At 64.9% G+C, this 19,590-nt stretch carries 16 protein-coding genes and 1 pseudogene; 6 read left to right on the top strand and 11 right to left on the bottom strand.

The window, feature by feature from the left end:
* Positions 1-214: 214 nt before the first annotated feature.
* Positions 215-640, bottom strand: a complete 426-nt coding sequence (locus E4K64_RS04065; protein WP_135162284.1) for a CBS domain-containing protein — start codon at positions 638-640, stop codon at positions 215-217.
* A 35-nt stretch (positions 641-675) separates the two neighbouring features.
* Positions 676-1,509, bottom strand: a complete 834-nt coding sequence (locus tag E4K64_RS04060) for a universal stress protein (RefSeq protein ID WP_135162283.1) — start codon at positions 1,507-1,509, stop codon at positions 676-678.
* A gap of 216 nt (positions 1,510-1,725) precedes the next feature.
* Between E4K64_RS04060 and fixL the strand changes: the two genes are divergently transcribed.
* The 4 genes from fixL to E4K64_RS04040 all read left to right on the top strand — a co-directional run bounded on the left by fixL (position 1,726) and on the right by E4K64_RS04040 (position 5,125).
* Positions 1,726-3,243, top strand: coding sequence for a sensor protein FixL (fixL, locus tag E4K64_RS04055; RefSeq protein WP_135162282.1), 1,518 nt, complete (start codon positions 1,726-1,728; stop codon positions 3,241-3,243).
* 2 nt (positions 3,244-3,245) lie between these two features.
* Positions 3,246-3,863 (top strand): response regulator FixJ, encoded by a 618-nt coding sequence (gene fixJ, locus E4K64_RS04050; RefSeq protein WP_135162281.1) that lies wholly within the window; start codon positions 3,246-3,248, stop codon positions 3,861-3,863.
* Positions 3,864-3,906: 43 nt separating this feature from the next.
* Positions 3,907-4,323, top strand: coding sequence for a response regulator transcription factor (locus E4K64_RS04045; RefSeq protein WP_135162280.1), 417 nt, complete (start codon positions 3,907-3,909; stop codon positions 4,321-4,323).
* Between the two features lie 103 nt (positions 4,324-4,426).
* A complete protein-coding gene (locus tag E4K64_RS04040) occupies positions 4,427-5,125 on the top strand; it encodes a helix-turn-helix domain-containing protein (protein ID WP_167771794.1) in 699 nt (232 codons plus the stop codon).
* Between the two features lie 52 nt (positions 5,126-5,177).
* On the opposite strand, the gene E4K64_RS04035 is transcribed toward E4K64_RS04040, so the two are convergent.
* Genes E4K64_RS04035 through E4K64_RS04020 form a run of 4 tightly spaced genes read right to left on the bottom strand, consistent with a single transcriptional unit; the run spans position 5,178 to position 11,052 of the window.
* Complete coding sequence (locus tag E4K64_RS04035; RefSeq protein ID WP_167771793.1) at positions 5,178-6,464, bottom strand: MFS transporter; 1,287 nt, start codon at positions 6,462-6,464, stop codon at positions 5,178-5,180.
* A gap of 23 nt (positions 6,465-6,487) precedes the next feature.
* Positions 6,488-7,006 (bottom strand): PRC-barrel domain-containing protein, encoded by a 519-nt coding sequence (locus tag E4K64_RS04030; protein ID WP_167767313.1) that lies wholly within the window; start codon positions 7,004-7,006, stop codon positions 6,488-6,490.
* Positions 7,007-7,026: 20 nt separating this feature from the next.
* Positions 7,027-9,231 (bottom strand): amylo-alpha-1,6-glucosidase, encoded by a 2,205-nt coding sequence (locus E4K64_RS04025; RefSeq protein WP_135162277.1) that lies wholly within the window; start codon positions 9,229-9,231, stop codon positions 7,027-7,029.
* Between the two features lie 57 nt (positions 9,232-9,288).
* Positions 9,289-11,052 (bottom strand): ABC transporter ATP-binding protein, encoded by a 1,764-nt coding sequence (locus tag E4K64_RS04020; RefSeq protein WP_135162276.1) that lies wholly within the window; start codon positions 11,050-11,052, stop codon positions 9,289-9,291.
* A 273-nt stretch (positions 11,053-11,325) separates the two neighbouring features.
* Between E4K64_RS04020 and E4K64_RS04015 the strand changes: the two genes are divergently transcribed.
* Complete coding sequence (locus tag E4K64_RS04015) at positions 11,326-12,396, top strand: glycosyltransferase family 4 protein (RefSeq protein ID WP_135162275.1); 1,071 nt, start codon at positions 11,326-11,328, stop codon at positions 12,394-12,396.
* A gap of 164 nt (positions 12,397-12,560) precedes the next feature.
* Here E4K64_RS04015 and E4K64_RS04010 read toward each other — a convergent pair whose 3' ends face one another.
* The 5 genes and pseudogenes from E4K64_RS04010 to E4K64_RS03995 all read right to left on the bottom strand — a co-directional run bounded on the left by E4K64_RS04010 (position 12,561) and on the right by E4K64_RS03995 (position 18,656).
* A complete protein-coding gene (locus E4K64_RS04010) occupies positions 12,561-14,489 on the bottom strand; it encodes an alkyl/aryl-sulfatase (protein ID WP_135162274.1) in 1,929 nt (642 codons plus the stop codon).
* A gap of 69 nt (positions 14,490-14,558) precedes the next feature.
* On the bottom strand, positions 14,559-15,839 hold the full coding sequence (locus E4K64_RS41075; protein ID WP_235884546.1) for a TRAP transporter large permease: 1,281 nt from the start codon (positions 15,837-15,839) through the stop codon (positions 14,559-14,561).
* A gap of 216 nt (positions 15,840-16,055) precedes the next feature.
* Positions 16,056-16,535, bottom strand: a pseudogene (locus E4K64_RS41590) (TRAP transporter small permease); the annotation flags it as partial.
* A gap of 154 nt (positions 16,536-16,689) precedes the next feature.
* Positions 16,690-17,691 (bottom strand): DctP family TRAP transporter solute-binding subunit, encoded by a 1,002-nt coding sequence (locus tag E4K64_RS04000; protein ID WP_135162272.1) that lies wholly within the window; start codon positions 17,689-17,691, stop codon positions 16,690-16,692.
* Between the two features lie 194 nt (positions 17,692-17,885).
* Positions 17,886-18,656, bottom strand: coding sequence for a methyltransferase domain-containing protein (locus E4K64_RS03995; protein WP_135162271.1), 771 nt, complete (start codon positions 18,654-18,656; stop codon positions 17,886-17,888).
* Positions 18,657-18,800: 144 nt separating this feature from the next.
* Here E4K64_RS03995 and E4K64_RS03990 point away from each other — a divergent pair, with 144 nt between their 5' ends.
* On the top strand, positions 18,801-19,544 hold the full coding sequence (locus E4K64_RS03990) for an SDR family NAD(P)-dependent oxidoreductase (RefSeq protein ID WP_135162270.1): 744 nt from the start codon (positions 18,801-18,803) through the stop codon (positions 19,542-19,544).
* Positions 19,545-19,590: the final 46 nt, after the last annotated feature.

Here is a 19,590-nt window from a genome sequence, read left to right as displayed (position 1 = left end):
TCTCGCTGGTTCCCCGCATTTCCGCCGTGGGCGACACGAATTGCCTTGTCCCTTCGTGAGGCAAGGACCATGGGGGAAACTCAACCGAATGTGGGGCTGGCGCCACATCGGGCGTCTTTCCGCGGGAGCTGGTCCGGCGTGACGCCGCAAACGGAAACAGCCTCCGTAGGATCACGGAGGCCACAATGAGCTTCTCGATCAGGAAGGGGCCCCGTCAGTCGCGTGCCGTGGCCTTGAGCGCCGCGATGACGTCCTCGCGGGCGATGATTCCAACCAGCTTCTGCGCGGTGTTGAGCACGATGATGCTCCGGATGCGGTGCTCGACCATGATCTGAAGCACGCGCGTCAGCCGCGTATCGGGGCCGACATAGATGAACTCCGGCGTCATGACGTCGCCGACCTTGCGGCTCATCAGGTCGTGATAGCGGGGCATCATCTGGCTCGGCGTGAAGGCGAAGCACTTCAGGATGTCGAACTTGGTGACGATGCCGACCACCTGCCCGTCGTCCTCGACCGGATAGGAGTTGAAATCGTCGGTCTCGAACATCTCGCTGAGCTCGAACAAGTCACGGTCGCGCTGCACCGCCTTGACGTTGCGCGTCATGTAGCCGTCGACGGTCTGTTCAAGAAATCTGTACACGGCGCGTCCTCCTCGATTCGATTCCGGCCGGGCCGTCAGTGCGACAGCAGCACGCAGCGGGCGGTCTGCGTGACCAGATACTGGGTAACGCCTCCCAGGATCAGCTCACGAAACCTCGAATGACCATAAGCGCCCGCAACGATCAGGCCGGCATCAACGTCGCCTGCGACTTTTTCCAGCTGCGCCGCGGCAGTTTCATTCCGGGCGCCTTCGCAGATGCGCGCCGTCGCGGTGACGCCATGGCGGGCGAGCCAGGCGGCAACGTCGGTGACGCCGGCCATCACCACCAAACGGTCCTCGTCGCGCTCGGGAATTGTTGCGATGGTGACGTCCCTCGCCTTGCGCAGCATCGGCAGCGCGTCGGCCACCGCCCGCCGCGCCTCCGGCGTGTCCTTCCAGGCCACCAGCACGCTGCGCAGGTCGAGCCAGGTGACCCGATCGGGGACGACGAGAAGCGGGCGGCCGGCCTGCATCACCAGATCCTTGGCGCTTGCGAGCGCGAACGCGTCAGAGAAGGCCGGGCTCTGCCCGCCGCTGACGATGATGTCGGCGCAACGCGCCTGCGCCAGGGCGAATCGCGCCGGGAAGTCCATGGCGCTGCGCCACTCCGCATGTCCGCCGCGATTCTTGGTCGCCGCCCGGAATTGCGCCTCGAGGCCGGCCAGCCGCCGTTTGACCGAAGCTTCGCCCTCGTCAATCAGCGCTTGTGCCTCGGCGCCGTCGGTGAAATAGAGCGGCGGCGCGAACTGCGCCGCAGCGACCCCGACGATGGCCGCCTCGAATCGTTCGGCGAGCTCACCGGCGACCTGAAGACGCGCCTCGTTGGGCTGATCGAGCGCCAGGCTGACCATCACCGTCGCGTATGTCATCGGGTATCTCCACATCACCGGGTTTTGTTGAAGCCTAAGCCCGCTGCCGTGCAGCAGGATGAGATAGATCAAAATGAGCGTTGTGGCTCCCCGGCCGTTGCCCAAAGGAATACGCCAGTGAATTCAAGGTCCGCGCTTGCCTCGGAACGCGCCTTGGGCGAAATTGTGCTAGCGGTAACGGCATCCTGCCGACCGTTCTGAGATGAGGAGCAGAGATTGGCGCCGACCCGGGTAACCCAACCGGCAGACGACGGTCGGGGCGACCATTTCCGCGTCCGCATCGAGGGATTCGGGGTCGGCACCTGGGACCTTGATCTCAAGACGCACGAACTCGAATGGTCGGACATGGCCAGGCGGCTGTTTGGCCTCGAGCGGGACCAGACCGTCAGCTACGATCTCTTTCTTTCTTTGCTGGAGCCGGGCGATCGGGACCTCTTCCTGAAGGCGATCGGGCGCGCCTTGGAAGGCGGCGGGGGACTTGACCTGTCCTTCAGGCTGGGCGTCGCCTCCGGGACCGGTCAGTGGATCCGGGCCAGGGCCGGCGTGATCCGCGACGATTCAGGAACGCCACGTCATCTCAGCGGCATCTTCCTCGACATCAACGAGGAAAAGCAACTCGAGGACGCCCTGCGTTCCCAGGAGAATCATCTTCGCTCGATTCTCGAGACCGTGCCCGACGCCATGATCGTCATCGATTCCCGCGGCATCATGCAGCTCTTCAGTAGCGCCGCGGAGCGGCTGTTCGGCTACAGCAAGCAGGAAGCCATCGGCCGAAACGTCAGCATCCTGATGCCGGAGCCCGATCAGTCGCGTCACGATAGCTATCTCGTGCGCTATCTCAGGACGAATGATCCGCACATTATCGGCATCGGCCGGATTGTGACGGGCAAGCGCCGCGACGGCACGACTTTCCCGATGCACCTGTCCGTCGGGCAGACGCAACGCGCGGGCGAGCCCTATTTCACCGGCTTCGTCCGCGACCTCACCGAGCACCAGCAGACCCAGGCCCGGCTCCAGGAATTGCAATCCGAGCTGGTCCACGTCTCGCGGCTGACCGCGATGGGTGAAATGGCCTCGGCGCTCGCCCACGAGCTCAACCAGCCGCTGGCGGCGATCAGCAATTACATGAAGGGGTCGCGGCGCCTTCTCGCCGGCAGCAGCGATCCCAACACGCCGAAGGTCGAAAACGCGCTGGATCGCGCGGCCGAGCAGGCCCTGCGCGCCGGCCAGATCATCCGGCGCCTGCGCGACTTCGTCTCGCGCGGCGAGTCGGAGAAGCGGGTCGAGAGCCTGTCCAAGCTGATCGAGGAGGCCGGCGCGCTCGGGCTTGCCGGCGCGCGCGAGCAGAACGTGCAGCTCCGTTTCAGCCTCAATCCCGACGCCGATCTCGTGCTCGCGGACCGGGTGCAGGTCCAGCAGGTGCTGGTCAACCTGTTCCGCAACGCGCTGGAGGCCATGGCGCAGTCGCCGCGCCGCGAGCTCGTCGTTGCCAACGCCCGCGTCGCCGACGACATGATCGAGGTGGAGGTCTCCGACACCGGCTCCGGCTTCCGGGACGACGTTCTTCCAAATCTCTTCCAGACCTTCTTCACCACCAAAGATACCGGCATGGGCGTGGGGCTCTCCATCAGCCGCTCGATCATCGAGGCCCACGGCGGCCGCATGTGGGCCGAGAGCAACGCAGCGGGCGGAGCGACATTCCGCTTCACCTTGCCGGCAACTGACGAAAGCTGATCATGACGACCAAGGGACATGTCTACGTCATCGACGACGATGCAGCGATGCGCGATTCGTTGAATTTCCTGCTGGATTCCGCCGGATTCGACGTCACGCTGTTCGACGACGCCCTCGCTTTTCTCGAAGCCCTGCCCGGCCTCGGCTTCGGCTGCGTCGTCTCCGACGTGCGCATGCCCGGCCTCGACGGCATCGAGCTGCTCAAGCGGATGAAGGCGCAGCAGAGCTCGTTCCCGATCCTGATCATGACCGGTCATGGCGACGTGCCGCTCGCGGTCGAGGCGATGAAGCTCGGGGCGGTCGACTTCCTGGAAAAACCATTCGATGACGACCGTCTCACCGCCATGATCGAGTCGGCGATCCGCCAGGCCGAGCCCGCCGCCAAGAATGAAGTCGTCGCGCAGGACATCGCCGCCCGCGTCGCGTCCTTGAGTCCCAGGGAGCGCCAGGTCATGGAAGGGCTGATTGCGGGCCTCTCCAACAAGCTGATCGCCCGCGAATACGACATCAGCCCGCGCACCATCGAGGTCTACCGCGCCAATGTCATGACCAAGATGCAGGCCAACAGCCTCTCGGAACTGGTCAGGCTGGCGATGCGCGCCGGCATGCTCAACGATTGAGGCAGGTCAAGGCACCTTCCCGGCGCAATGCTAGCCAGACAACATGATCGAGGTCAGCTCACATCCTGCGCGTGCGTCATCCCCGGCACGACCCACCGTCTTTGTGGTCGACGATGACGCCGCCGTCCTGGGATCCCTGCGGTTCCTGCTGGAGACCGACGGCTTTGCCGTGCGGACCTTCAGGAGCGGCACGGCGCTGCTCAACATCGGCGGCGCGGCTGGACCGGACTGTTACGTCATCGACTACAAGATGCCAGACATCAACGGCATCGAGCTGGCCGGCCGCTTGCGCAAATCCGACCGCGATGTGCCCGTGATCCTGATCACCGGCTATCCCGACGAGAACATCTCGGCCCGGGCTGCGACGGCAGGCATCAAAGACGTGGTTTTGAAGCCGCTTCTCGACGAAAACCTGGTCAAGTGCATCCGCCACGCCATCCAGGACCGTCCCGGCGCCTGACCTACGGGATTCTACGTAAGGCACCCCCCTTAAGATATCGATCGAAATTTTCGAAGCCCCGGATACCGCGTACCAAGGCGCCATCACAACGGAGATGGCGCAGATGCTGACCCAGACGATCAACACCCCGGCGATCAACACCCAGATTATCGGCAAGGCTGCGCCCGCCCATCCCGTCACCGACCAGTTCGGCGCCATCACCGGCCACGTGGGTCTGGTCGCCACCGAGTTCTCCTACCGCAAGGACGAGGAGATCTATGGCGAGGACGAGCCGGCCGAATATGTCTACCAGGTCGTTTCAGGGGCAGTGAGCAGCTACAAGCTGCTTTCCGACGGCCGCCGCCAGATCGGCGCCTTCCATCTTCCCGGCGACGTGTTCGGCCTCGAATCCGGTCCCGCCCACCGCCTTGCCGCCGAAGCCATCATCGACACCACCGTGCGCCTCGTGAAGCGCGCGAGCCTCGAGAAGGCCGCCGGCACCGACGTCCAGGTCGCCCGCAAGCTCTGGGCGATGACTGCCTCCGAGCTGCGCCATGCCGAGGACCACATGCTGCTGCTGGGCCGCAAGACCGCGATGGAGCGGGTCGCGACTTTCCTGCTCGAAATGGACCGCCGCCTCGCCGTTGCCGGCATGATGGCGCTGCCGATGTGCCGCCGCGACATCGGCGACTATCTCGGCCTCACCCTTGAAACCGTGTCGCGCGCGCTGTCGCAGCTGCACACTCAGGGTATCCTCGGCTTCTCCGGCGCCCGCCAGATCGTGCTGCGCAACCGTCAGCGCCTGCAACATCTCGACGCCTGATCTTCCTCCGGCCGAACTCGTTTCGGCCGGCCATTTTCTTTTTGGCCGCCGATCATGCCGTGCGCCGCGTCTCCGGCATCACCAGGAGAATCAGCAAGAGCCCGGTCGCGGCAACGCCGGACAGCCCGATGAAGGCGGTTGCGTTGCCGAACTTGTCGCTGACATAGCCGCCGAGCACGGTGCTCAGCGACGCGCCGATGCCCGTTGCGGTGCCGACGATTCCTTGCGCCAGATTGAAATGGCCGCTGCCGAAGGCGACGTCGGCGACGATCAGCGGAATCATCACCGCGAATACTGCGGCGGTGATGCCGTCGAACACTTGCACGGCGACCAGCAGATAGGGATCGCGCACGGTCGCAAACAACAGGCCGCGAATCGCCAGCGCGCCGAAACCGATCAGCAGCAGCGGTCGCCGGCCCCACGCTTGCGCCTTGCGCCCGACCGTCGGCGACAGCAGCGCCACGATCGCCTGCGGGACGACGATGCAAAAGGCGACGAGCACCGTCGCCCATTGGGCGGACCGCGCCGTCACCGCGCTTGCCATCAGCGGCATCATCGAGGCGTTCGCCAGTTGCAGCAGCAGAACGCTCAGGGCAAAGACGATCAGCGGACGCTGCCGGATCAGGTGCCAGATGTTGGTGTCGGCACGGTCGGCGGCTTCAGGCGGCATCTCGCCGTGAGAGCGCCTGATATCGACCTCGTTCTCGCGGATACGCGAGAGCGCGATCAGGGTAGGAATCGCGAGCAAAAAGGTGACCAGGAACACCGAGCGGCTCGACAGCAGATAGCCCGCGGTGCCCATCACCGCCGCCGCGACCCCGTTGCCGAGCGAGGCAAAGCGCGCGTTGCGGCCGAGCCGCTCGCCGATCGCGAGTGGACCGACCAGGCCAAGGCTGATCGCCGCAATCGCCGGCCCCAGCACGCAGCTCGCCGCCGCGTGCAAGGTGGCCGCCGCCACCACGATCGGGAAGATCGGCATCGCGGCATAGGCCAGCGCGCAAGCGCCGATGGTCGCGATCGCGAGGGCGGCAACCAGACGCTCCGACTTCGCGGCATCGATGATCGCCCCGCCGGGCATCTGCCCGATCAACCCGACGATGCCGCCGATCGACAGCACGAGGCCGATCTCGACCTGGGTCCATTTCTGGGTGGTCAGATAGACCGCGATGAAGGGACCGAATCCGGTCTGCACGTCGGCAAGGAAGAAGATGAACCAGTCGAGGCCACGCAGGCTCTGGCGCGACGGCGCCGGGATGCCGTTGACCGATGGCGCGGCGACGTCGTCCTGGTCAACGCGGCCGTCGCGATCTGCATGGTTCAGCTTCCTCGACAACAGCACAGGCGGTCCGCCCTCCCCGCACCTCACTGGATCGCTTGCAGCGGTTGAAGGCTGCCGGACGCGCCGAGCACGACGATCGGCGTGTCTTCCTTGTATTCCGGCGCGGCCGCGACCTGCGCCTTGGTCAATTCCAGCGTGATGCTGTCCTTCTTGTTGGCAATCTTGCCGAAGCGCAGCGCGTTCCAGTCCACCACGATCTTGCGGCTGCCGACGCCGAGAAACCCGCCGAAATCGATCGCGGCGGCGCGCACATGGCCGGTGCGATCGACGATGACGTCGACGATGCGGCCCATGTCCTCGCCGGCGGCGCTGCGCACGTCGCGGCCGAGCACGCCATGGGCCTCGCTGGCGCCGATGATGGTCACCGACGGCGGCGGGGCGGCATCCTTCGGCGTGACGGGCACGGTCGAGGCCGGCGGGTGGGTCGCCGGCGCATTGGCCTCATGCGGGCCTGTCGGCGGCTCGTCTGCGGCGTACGAGGTGGCGACCGCCAGGCTCGCAACGAGGGCTGCACCAAGGATCAAGGCTCCGATCGCACGCATGACGCCCTCCTTGCGCGCCGCTAGCGCGCCAGCACGATCGAGACCTGGATCTGGCCGCGCGTGCGCATCACCTCCAGCGCCACGTCGTCGCCGTGGCGGCTGACGCGCAGATCGACGCTGGAATCGCCCAGGCGCAGATCGCGCAAGAACACCTCGTTGAGGAACGCCGGCAGATGCGGGTTGCGCAGGCGAATCTCACCGCGCGCCACGTCGAACTCGAGACCGAGCGCCGCTTCCAGCAGCGTGAAAGGCGTCGCGCTGGCCCAGGCCTGCGGCGCGCAGGCGACCGGATAGAGCGTCGGACCTCGCCGCTTCTCGCGCCGGAAGCCGCAGAACAATTCGGGCAGCCGCCGCAGGTCCATGTAGGTCGCCGCGTCGAACAGCCCCTTGAAGACATGCGCCACCGAGTGCTTGAGGCCGTAGCGCGCGAGCCCGAGCGCGATCAGCGCGTTGTCGTGCGGCCAGATCGACCCGTCATGGTAGGACATCGGATTGTAGCGCACTTCGCCCTGCGCGACGGTGCGGATGCCCCAGCCCGAGAAGAAGTGCGGCCGCATCAGATCGGCGGCGACGAGGCGGGCGCGGTCCTCGCGGATCATGCCGCTGAACAGCACCTGACCGGCGTTCGAGGTCCGCACCTTGCACGGCCGCTTCTTGCCGTCGAGCGCGACCGCATAAGTGCCGAGCTCCTCGCACCAGAACGCCTGCTCGAAGCGTTCGGCCAGCGCGCTCGCCTCGGCCTCGAGCTTGCGGCTGCGGTCCGGCTTGCCGAGCCGCAAGGCACAACGCGCGGCGAGCTGCTTGGCGGCATAGACGTAGCCCTGGACTTCGGCGAGCGCGATATTGCCTTCCGCGAGCTGGCCGTCGGCGTGGAAGATCGCGTCGTAGGAATCCTTCCAGCCCTGGTTGGCCAGCCCCTTCTCGGTCGCGCGCTGATATTCGACGAAGCCGTCCTGGTCGGGATCGCCGGGACCGTCGATCCAGGCCAGCCCCGCCTCGATCGCCGGCCATAGCTCGAGCAAGGTCTTCTCGTCGCCGGTCCGTTCGAAATAGCTGCCGGCGAGCAGGACGAACAGCGCGGTGGAATCGACGCTGCCGTAATATTGCGCGAACGGCACCTCCCGCAGCGCCGCCATCTCTCCGCCGCGCATCTCATGCAGGATCTTGCCGGGCGCGGCATCGGCAAGCGGATCGACCGCCTTGGCCTGGAAATGCGCGAGCCGGCGCAGGACGCCCTTGGCGATGCGCGGATCGACCCACAGCATTTGGAGCGCGGTGATCAGGCCATCGCGGCCGAACGTCGTCGAGTACCAGGGAATGCCGGCATAGGGATAACGCCCCTGCGGCGTCTCCGTCATCAGCATGTTGAGGTCGGCCATGGCCTGGCACAGCACCTCGTTGAAGATGTTGTTGGAGGTCTCGATGCTGGCGGCGCCCATGGTGGAATGGCGCATCTCGCGGCGATGAGCGAGCAGTCCCCGGAAGAAGCGCGCCGGCCTCTCCGCCATCGGCCGGTTGCAGGACACGGCCACGAACAGCGATGTCGATTCGTGCGGGTCCAGCTCGATCTGCCAGGTCGCCGCGTTCACCGACAGCCGCGTCGGACGCGGGTCGAAATGCAGCCCCGTGGTGCGCTCGATGTCATCGAGACCGCGATATTCGAACAGCACGTCGGTCGGCCCGAGCAATCTGCTCGTGCCGGTCCCGCGATGCGGGCGGCGCTCGCCGCGAACCTCGAACAGATCGGCAAAATCGTTGTCGAACAGCAGCGTCAGCTCGAAGCTGGTGCGCTGCTCGCCATGGTTCTGCACGCCGATGCGCTGGTAGGCGGTGCCCCGCCACAGGAAGATCGTGCGCACGATGTGCAGCAGATCCTTCTGCAGGACGAGACTTTCCCGCCGGTAGATGTCCGGATTGGTCAGATCGACGGTCAGCGCCGAATTGTCGTCGCGCAGGTTGGAGCCGAGCAGCAGCGGCTGGAGATCGTCGAGCACGAGCTCGAGCCGCGCGAGGTAGCGCGTATCGTGATGGAACAGGCCATCCGGCCCGCCTGCCGAGGCGCCGATGTCGCCATGGCTGTCGAGCACGATGAACATGTCGTCGTGCTTGAGGGACCGCCGCGGCCGTGCCGAGGGCCCGGTCATCGGAATATAGAAAGGTTGCTCCGCGACCTGTTCGGAGGTCCGTGTCACGGAGACGAGTTGGGTTACGGCTTCGGCCGACATGAGCAGCTCCCCTGCGCTTGTTTGAAACGCGACCGACTCGAGAACGCGATTGTTGGCTTACGCGGCGGCTTGCGCCAGCCTACTCATTTCCTGCGTGACCAGTTCACGATAGGGTCCGTGACCCTGCATCAGGCGCTCGGGCGATCCGTCTTCGATGATCTTACCATTTCTGAGCACCACCACGCGATCGAAATTACGCAGCGTTGCCAGCCGATGCGCGATCGCGACCACGGTGCGGCCGCGCATCAGGCGCGACAGTGCCTCGCGGATCGCCTCCTCGGATTCGCTGTCGAGCGCGGCGGTGGCCTCGTCCAGCAGCAGGATCGGCGCGTCCTTCAGGAAGGCGCGCGCGATCGCGATGCGCTGGCGCTGGCCGCCCGACATCTTGACGCCGCGGTCGCCGACCATGGTGTCGAGACCATCCGGCAGGTTCTCGACGAAATCGCAGCGTGCCGCGATCGCGGCGCGCAGCACCTCGTCGTCGGTCGCGTTCGGGCGGCCGTAGCGGATGTTCTCGCGGATCGAGCGATGAAACAGGGAGATGTCCTGCGGCACGACGGAGATCGCCTCGCGCAGGCTGAGCTGCGTGACCTTCGAGATGTCCTGCCCGTCGATGGTGATGCTGCCGTCGTCGACATCGTAGAAGCGCTGCAGCAGCGTGAACAGCGTCGACTTGCCGCCGCCGGACTGGCCGACCAGGCCGACGCGCTGGCCGGGTTGCAGGCGAAGGCTGAACCGCTCGAAGATCTTCTCCCCGCCGGGATAGCCGAAGGTGACGTTGTTGAACGCGATCGAGGCGCCGCTCTTGACCAGCGGCTCCGCCTCGGGGTGGTCGCGCAGCTCGTGCGGCACCAGCAGCGTGGCGATTGCCTCGGTCAGACGGGCGACGTGCTGGGTGACGTCGACCAGTGCCACCGCGAGATCGCGCGTGGCGCTCAGGATGGAGATGCCGAGCGTGCAGACCAACACGACGTCGCCCGTGGTCGCTTCCCCCTTCTGCCAGAGCGTGACTGCCCAGGCCATCAGCGCCACCGTCAGGAGCACGGTCACAGCGGCATGCAACAGCCGCAGCTTCTCCAGATAACGCAGGCTGCGGCTTCGCGCGGTGAGTTCCCGATTCACCGTCGCGTCGAACCGCTCATGTTCGTGGCCGATGCCGCAGAAGGCCCGCACCAGCGGCATGTTGCTGATGACGTCGATCATCTCGCCGTCCACGACCGCCGCCTTGTCGGCGAAATCGTCGTGCAGGGGCTTGCCGGCGGCGGCCAGGTGGAACATCGCGACCACCATGCCGCCGGCAATCACGGTCAGCCCGAGCGCCATATAAGGGCTGACGGTTCCAATCAGGGCAATTGCCGCAATTGTGGCGATGCAGGGCGGCAGCACGTTCCAGACGAACATGTTCTCGACCGTGAAGACCGCGTTCGACGTCGCCGTGATGCGGCTCGTCAGCATGCCCGGCATGCGGTCGGAGAAATAGCTCGGCGCGTGCCCGGTCAGATGACGAAAGATGTCGCGGCGCAGATCACCCGTGACACGAACGAAAGTGAAGCTCGCCGTCCAGCTCGCGATCCGCCACAGGAAGTTGTCGGCAGCGATCAGCGACATGAGTAAAATGAATGCCAGCCATACGCTGCCTCCATGCGAGGGGCCGGCCGACAGGCTGTCGACCAGGGATTTGACCCCGTACTGGGTGCCTACCGAGCAGGCAACCGCGGCAACGACCGCGGTCAGGATCACCAAATGCGACGCGAGACGACGCCGGAGATAGCGCAAGACAAAGGCAAATGGCCTGCGCGCGTATCCAGAAAGCTGATCCATATGGCTATCGCCCCATTATGCTGGTTTTTCGTTGGTGACTGATCGACTGAACATCGATCTCTTCGCCCGGGTTCCCGGGCTCGACGATCACGACATGCGGATGCGGACGATCTGCGAAGATGTGGTGGCAGGATCGCGGCGCTCTCCAACGTGTCGAAGAAGTAACATTTGGGAGAAGGAACTTCGCAACTGCGGGAACGTTCCCCTATCTGGCATGCCGGTGCCGTACTGGCGGGGGGTTTCGACAATCATGATCGCAGAGGAGATGGTGAGATGCGCATCGCGCAGGTAGCTCCGTTGACGGAGGCTGTTCCACCCAAGCTGTATGGCGGCACCGAGCGGGTGGTGCATTGGTTGACGGAGGAGCTGGTGGCCCTTGGACACGACGTGACGCTGTTCGCCAGCGGCGACTCGCAGACCTCGGCCAAGCTCGATGCCCTGTGGCCGAAGGCGCTTCGCCTCGACGGTTCCGTGCGCGATCCCAATGCGCTGCACATGGTGCTGCTGGAGCGTGTGCGGCAGAAATGTGATGACGAGGAATTCGACTTCCTCCACTTCCATCTCGACTATTATCCCTGGTCGCTGTTCCACCGGCAGCCGACGCCGTTCCTGACCACGCTGCACGGCCGGCTCGACCTGCCGGAGCATCAGCCGGTCTTCAACACCTTCTCCAAGATGCCCGTCATCTCGATCTCCAACGCACAGCGGCGGCCGGTGCCGCAGGCCAATTGGGTGACGACGATCCATCACGGTCTTCCGGAGAACCTGCTGACGCCGAAGCCCATGCGGCAGGAATATCTCGCCGTGCTCGGCCGCATCGCGCCCGAGAAGGGCGTCGACCGCGCCATCAAGATCGCGACCCATTGCGGCATTCCGCTGAAGATCGCGGCCAAGGTCGATCGTGCCGATCAGGATTACTACGACGAGCTGATCCGGCCGATGATCGAGAACAACCCGCTGGTGGAGTTCATCGGCGAGATCGGCGATCACGAGAAGTCGGATTTCCTCAGCGGCGCGCTCGGGCTGCTGCTGCCGATCGACTGGCCGGAGCCGTTCGGCCTCGTGATGATCGAAGCCATGGCCTGCGGAACGCCGGTCGTCGCCTTCAACCGCGGCTCGGTGCCGGAGATCATCGACGAAGGCCTGACCGGCTTCATCGTCGAGGACGTGATCAGCGCGGCGGGCGTGGTGAACCGCCTTCCGCAACTCGACCGCGCCGCGATCCGCAAGCAATTCGAGACGCGCTTCACGGCGCGGCGCATGGCGCTGGATTATCTCGCGGCCTACCGCAGCCTCGCCGAAGAAAAGGCGCCGCGGATCAAGCTGGTGAGCAGCGCGGAGTAGCGCAGCCACTTACCACTCTTGTGTCCCGGACGCGCTGCAACGCTCTTTGGCGTTGCGGCGCAGAGCCGGGACCCACGCGGTCGGGCATGCTCGCGGAAACATGGGCCCCGGCTCTGCAGCGCACCGCTGAAGAAGCGCTGCGCTGCGTCCGGGGCACGAGCCGCCTATCTCACCACCGCCCGCTTCGGCTCGACGATCTCGAACATCCTCGGGAATTCATCCATCAGGCCCATCAGCTCGGCGAGGCGCATCGGGTTGCCCGATAGTTCGATCTTGCCGGCGGCGACCGCTTCCGGAAAGCTCGTCAGCTTCGCGATCACCTCATCGAGCGTTGCGCGCGCGAGCGTGAAGCTGGCGTCCGCGTTTTCCGCCTGCGCGCCCTCGGTGTAAGTCAGCGCGCAGTTCTCCAGATTGAGCACGAAGGTCTCGCCGGTGTCGGAAAAGCTCCAGTTCAAGACGATGTGCTTGCCGTCCGCCTTGGGACCGTTGAGGCGGATGCCGAGCACGTCCCAGAGCTGGGAGGTGCGCAGCGCGGCCAGCGTCTCGCGCGGCATCGGCGGGCGTGCCGGCACCTTCGGCATGCCATGGCGCAGCTCCTGGGCGCCGAACAGATAGGCGTTGCGCCAGGTCGCGCTTTCGGCGGCGTAGCCGAGCTGCTCCAGCGTATGGGCCAGGAGACCGCGTGCCGCCGCATTGTCAGGCTCGGCGAAGACGAGATGGCCGAGCACCTGCGCGACGAAGCGAAACTCACCCTTGTCGAAATCGGTGCGCGCCCGCGCCAGGATCGCGTCGGCCCCGCCCATGTACTCCACATACTTCTTGCCGGATTCGACCGGCGGCAGCGGATCGAGATTGACCGGATTGGCGTCGTACCAGCCGAGATATTTCTGGTAGATCGCTTTCACATTGTGGCGGATGTGGCCGTAATAGCCGCGGCCGTGCCAGGCGCCTTCCAGGCTCTTCGGCAGCTTGATCGTCTCGGCGATCTCGGCCGCGGTGAGGCCGTGATTCATCAGGCGGATGGTCTGGTCATGCGCGAATTTGTAGAGGTCGCGCTGCTGCCGGATCATCGTGCCGATGCGCTCACGTCCCCACACCGGCCAGTGATGCTGGCCGCACACCGCCTCGGCCTTGCCGTCCCACAATTGCAACGCCTCGCCCAGATATTTCGACCAGGCCAGCGCGTCGCGCACGTCGGCGCCGCGGAACGGCAGCAGATTGTGAAAATTGTGCGTGCAGTTCTCGGCGAGGTTCAGCACCCTGTAGCGCGGGATGAAGAAGTGCATCTCCGCCGGCGCTTCGCTGTTCGGCGCCATCTGGAATTCGAACGCGACGCCATCGATCACGCGCGTATCGCCGGTCGCCATGATCAGGTCGGTGGGGCGCAACAGCGCAACCGATCCCGCCGCCATCGACTTGCCGAGACCGCAATCGACCTGTCCGCGCGCCCCCTTGGCGAGCAGCGGCCCGAACTGGTACTGCGCCCGGCGCAGCATCGCCGGTCCCGCAATGATGTTCTCGGAGACGGCATGCTCCATGAACAGGTTCGGCGCGATGATGGGCACGCCGCAGGTCGCGAGCGCATCCTCCTCCAGCACGCCGCGGGCGCCGCCCCAATGGTCGGTGTGCGTGTGGGTAAAGATGACGGCCGCAACGGGCTTCAAGCCCCGATGCCTGAAATAGAGGTCGAGCGCGGCGCGGGCCCCTTCGATCGAGGTCAGGGTATCCACGACGATGACGCCGCTGTCGCCCTCGATCAGCGTCATGTTGGCGATGTCGAGCCCGCGCACCTGGTAGACGCCGGGCACGACCTCGAACAGGCCGTGCTGCATGTTGAGACGCGATTGCCGCCACAGGCTCGGATTGACTGTGGGCGGCGCCTCCTCGGTGGACAGGAAGCCATAGGGCTCAAGGCTCCAAACCGTCCGCCCTTGCGGATTCGTGATCTCCGCGTTCTCGATGGTGCCGAGGAATCCGCGTGCGGCATCGTCGAAATCCCGCGTGTCGGAAAACGGCAACGCGTTCAGCATCGCCGCTTGCTGCGCGATGACGGAGGGCGTTGCGTCCTTCGGCTCATTGCTGAGTTCGGTCATGCTTGCTCCTCCCGGGACGGTGGTCTCTTCCCTTCTCCCTTGTGGGAGAAGGTACACCGCCCGCGGCGGCTACATTCCCAGCAGCCGCGGCAGCCACAGCGACAGGCCGGGCCAGTACGTCACCACCACGAGGAAGCCCAGCATGGTGAGCAGCCATGGCCACACCGCGACCGTGAGCTCGGTGATGCCCATCTTGGCGATTCCTGAGGCGACGTAGAGATTGAGACCGACAGGCGGATGGCACAGGCCGACCTCCATGTTGACCGTCATCAGGATGCCGAAATGAATGGGATCGATGCCGAGCTTGATCGCGACCGGAAACAGGATCGGCGCCATGATCAGGATGATCGAGGACGGCTCCATCACGTTGCCCGCCACCAGCAGCAGCAGGTTGACGAGCAGCAGGAAGCCGATCCACCCCAGGCCCTGGTCGATCATCCATTGCGCCAGCGCCTGCGGCACGTTCTCGTAGGTCATCAGGAACGAGAACAGCACGGCGTTGGTGATGATGTAGAGCAGCATCGCCGAAAGGTTCGCCGATGACAGCAGCACCCGCGGCACGTCGCTCAGCTTCAGATCCTTGTAGATGAACACCGCGACGATGAAGGCGTAGACCGCGCTGACGGCGGCGGCTTCCGTCGGCGTGAAAAGGCCGCTGTAGATGCCGCCGATCACGATCACGATCAGCAGGATGCCCCAGATCGACTTGCGGAAGGCGTCGAGTCGCTGGAGGAAGGTGGCCTTCGGCATCCGCGGATAGTCGTTGCGCCAGGCCCGATAGAACGTCGTGGCGCCGAGCAACGAGGCCAGCACCAGTCCCGGCACGATGCCGGCGATGAAGAGCTTGCCCACCGAGCTGTTGGTGGAGACGGCGTAGAGCACCATCGGGATCGACGGCGGAATCAGGATGCCGAGCGAACCAGAGGTCGTGATCACGCCGGCGCCGAACCGCTTCGGGAAGCCTTGCGCGACCATCGCCGGCAGGATCACCGATCCGATCGCCACCACGGTCGCCGGCGACGAGCCGGAGATCGCGGCGAACAGCGCGCAGGCCACGACGCCCGACAGAGCGAGACCGCCGTACCAATGGCCGACCAGGGAAGTTGCGAAGGCGATCATCCGCCGCGCCACCCCGCCATGGGTCAGGAAGTTACCGGCGAGGATGAAGAACGGGATCGCCATGATCTCGAAGTTTTCGATGCCGGTGAACAGCTTCAGCGCCACCGATTCGGTTCGCACGTCGGTCAGCGTGAACATGAAGCTGAGCACGGTGAGACCCAGCGCGATCGAGATCGGCATGCCCGTCAGCATCAAGGAGAGCAGCAGTGCGAACACGATGAGGACGCGCAGGCCTTCCGGCAGCGTGATGATGTGGCCTGCATGCGCGAAGCACACGGCGACGATCAGCACCGGCAGCAGCATCAGGATCCAGCCGAGCGGGCTGCGCTCGTCCCGGATCACCTGGGTAGGCGTGACCGGGGCTGGATGCACCGGGTCGACCTCGACGCCTTCGACGCCCGCCACGTCGTGATGCGGCAGCTCGCCGGTGCGGTAGAACGACCAGGCGACCTGCAGGAAGCGGAAACACATCAAGCCGGAGCCGAGCGGGATGGTGAGATACACCATCCACATCGGCGCCTCCAGATCGTTGGACTGCTGGCCGGTCTGCCACATCTGGCCGACGAAGGCGGCGCCGAAATAGGCGACGATGGCGGTAAAGAGCGCGCCGCACAACAGCCCGAAGGTGATGACGCGCCGGCGCGATCCGCCCGGAAGGATGTTGACGAGCACGTCGACGCCGACATGGATGCCGGTCCGCACGCCGTAAGCGGCGCCGAACTTCGCCATCCAGATGAACATGTAGATGCAGAGCTCCTGCGCCCAGGACAGGTCGAGCGCGGCAAGCCAGACGAACGCCGCGCGGGCCGGGACGGCCAGGAAGGCCAGATTGCGGGCTTCCGCCCATTTGGCGATGTCGATCGACAGCCCGGCACCGTAACGATGCAGCACGGCGACGAAGATCAGCGACGTCGCAGCCGCGATCATCGTCGCGATCAGCCATTCCTCGAGATGATTGAGCACACGGTTCAGCCCACGCAGCACCTTCGTCCCCCCAGCATTGGCTCGTCCATTCAAGAGTGAAACGGCCGGGAGTGCGATCACCCCCGACCGTTGGCGTTGTTCTTGTGGCCCGCGGCCGTCAGTTCATCTTGACGTCGAGTTCCTTGGCGAGGAGATCGAGCACCTCCTGCCCGACCCGCCCCTTTGCCCATTTATACGTCGGCTGCATCGCCTCTTGCCACGCCTTGCGGTCGGCGTCGGTGAGATAGTGCAGATTGGTCTTGCCCGTCTTCTTGATCTCGGCCAGTGCGTCCTCGTTCTCCTGGCGCGCGATCGAGTTGGTGTAGTCAGTCGCCTCCGCCATCGCCTTGTCAAGCTGGGTGCGGATGTCGGGCGGCAGGCCCGACCAGAACTTCGAATTGACGATCACGGCATATTGCAGATGGGCATGATAGGACACGGTGATGTCCTTCTGCACCTCGTAGAACTTCTGCGTCAGGTAGTTCGACGCGGTGTTCTCGCAGCCGTCGACCACGCCGGTCTGCAGGGCCTGGTACACTTCCGAGAACGCCATGATCTGAGGGATCGAGCCCATGATGCGGAGATATTGGTCGGCGATCTTCGATCCGGAGATGCGGAATTTGAGTCCCTGGAAATCTGTCGGCTTCAGCAAGGGGCGGTTGGCGGAGAGCATGTGGAAGCCGTTGTCCCAATAGGCAAGCCCGGTGATACCCTTGGCCTCGAGCTTCTGGAACAGCCATTTGCCGATCGTGCCCTTCATCGCGTTGGCATAGGTCGCATCGTCCTTGAACAGCCAGGGCAGGTCCAGCGCTTCGAATTCCTTGACGCCGAGCGGCGCGAATTTCGCCGTGGAAGGCGCGAGCATGTGCACCGAGCCGAGCTGCAGCGCCTCGATCTCCTCCTTGTCCTTGTAGAGCGTGGAGTTCGGGTAGACTTCGACCTTGACCTTGCCGTCGGTGTATTTCTCGGCCAGCTCCTTGAACTTCAGCGCGCCCTTCCCTTTCGGGGTGTCGTTGGCGACCACATGGCTGAACTTGATGGCGATCGGAGCTTGGGCCGGCGCAGCGGCAGGCGCCAGACCTAATGCGACCGCCGCGACCGCAAGAAGCAGTTTGCGCATGAAGACCTCCCCAACAACCTCGAAACCGGGTTCTTTTTGTTTTGCGGTCCGTACTGGCAGCAATCCGCAAGCCGAACAACTAGACCTAAGCCCAATTTGCCGCAGCCAAGCTATCTTGACGGAGGCTGTCTGCGCAACCCGGCACGCGCGCCCGTCCGTGGCGAGGAGCGCTTATGTCGCATTGCGGCAATGCATCAACCCTTGCGCTGCGCGACAATGAAGAGGCGGCGGAACGGGAACAGGGTCTGTCCCGCCGCATTCTTCGGATAGGCTTTCGCAACGCGCGCGCCATAGGCGGCCTCGAACGCGATCTTCTCGTCGCCAGCGAGCACGTCGAGATAGCGCGTCAGCCAGGTCCCCTTGGTCCATTCCTTGACCGGGTTCTCGCCTTCGAGGACTTGCAGATATTCGATCTCCCAGATGTCGATGTTGGCCGACATCGGCGCGAGAAGATCATGGTAGTAGGCCGGTCCCTCGACCGGCGGCGGCGTGACGAGATGCTCGACCTTGGACCGCCACGGACCATCGAGCGCGGTCTCGCCGATCAACACATGCGACGGCGCCAGAAAGTTGCGCGGCATCTGCACCGCAAGCATGCCGCTAGGCTTCACCCTCTCCATCACCGATGGAAACAGTGCCGCATGATTGGGCAGCCAGTGCAGTGCGGCATTGGAATAGATCAGGTCGTATTGCTTGGCCGGATGCCAATGGCCGAGATCTTCATGCAACCATTCCACATCCGGTGCTGCCTTGCGGCCGGCGGCGACCATCTCGGCCGAGCCCTCGACACCCGTCACCGTCGCGTCCGGCCAACGCTCCCTAATCAGTTTCGTGACGTTGCCGGCGCCCGCGCCGAGATCGGCAATCTCGCGTGGGCCGAAATCCGGAATCCGCATCAAGAGGTCGACGGCGGGCCGGAGCCGATGGCCGGAGAATTTCAGATATTGCTGCGGATCCCAGACCATCGCTCAACGCCTTTTTCTTTTTCGTGTTTCCTTCAACGTCGCCCTTGGTTACCACTGCTCGTCCCGCTCAGGCAATTCGCAAGGCGGGACGGGACAGGAAACGATCAGCAACAAGCAAGAAGACAACCAAGAGAGCGTGTGACCATGGACCTCGGTCTCAAATCGAAAACCGCTGTTGTCACCGGCGCGAGCATCGGAATCGGACGCGCCATTGCCAAGGGCCTCGCGGCCGAGGGCGTGCGCGTCGTCGGCGTGGCGCGGCGCGGTGACTTGCTCGCAGAGCTCGTGAAGGAGGTCGGCGGCGGGCTGATCACGCCGTTCGAGCAGGACGTCATGGCCAAGGACGCGGCGGAGCGGATCGCGGCCTTCGCGTTGAAGGAGCTCGGCCATGTCGACATCCTCGTCAACAATGCCGGCGGCAGCCGTCCGCTGCCGGTCGACGCGCCTGACAGCAAATGGGACGAGGCGATCGCGCTGAACTTCACCAGCTACCGCCGCATCGCACATGCGCTGCTGCCGCAGATGATCGAACGCAAATGGGGCCGCATCGTCAACATCACCGGCAAGTCCGAGCCGGAAGGCCTCAACGCCGCGTTCGCCGCCAAGGCTGCGGTGCACGCCTGGGCCAAGGGCCTGTCGCGCGAGATCGGCGAGCACGGCATCACCATCAATTGCATCCCGCCCGGCCGCATCATGAGCGAGCAGATCCGCCGCAATTACGCACCCGACTATCGCGAGCGCTTTGCGGAAGAGGAGATCCCGGTCGGCTATTGGGGCGAGCCGGAGGATCTGGCGGCGCTCGCGGTCTTCCTGGCCTCACCGGTGGCGCGGTACATCACGGGGACGGTGATCCCGGTGGACGGGGGCTTGCGGCGGTATCAGTTCTAGAGGCTGCGAACCGCGAGGCAATCTTCGCACGCTTTGGAAGCCCGCA

This window comes from Bradyrhizobium frederickii (assembly GCF_004570865.1).
Classification (GTDB): domain Bacteria; phylum Pseudomonadota; class Alphaproteobacteria; order Rhizobiales; family Xanthobacteraceae; genus Bradyrhizobium; species Bradyrhizobium frederickii.
This window is presented reverse-complemented; position numbering and strand designations above follow the sequence as displayed.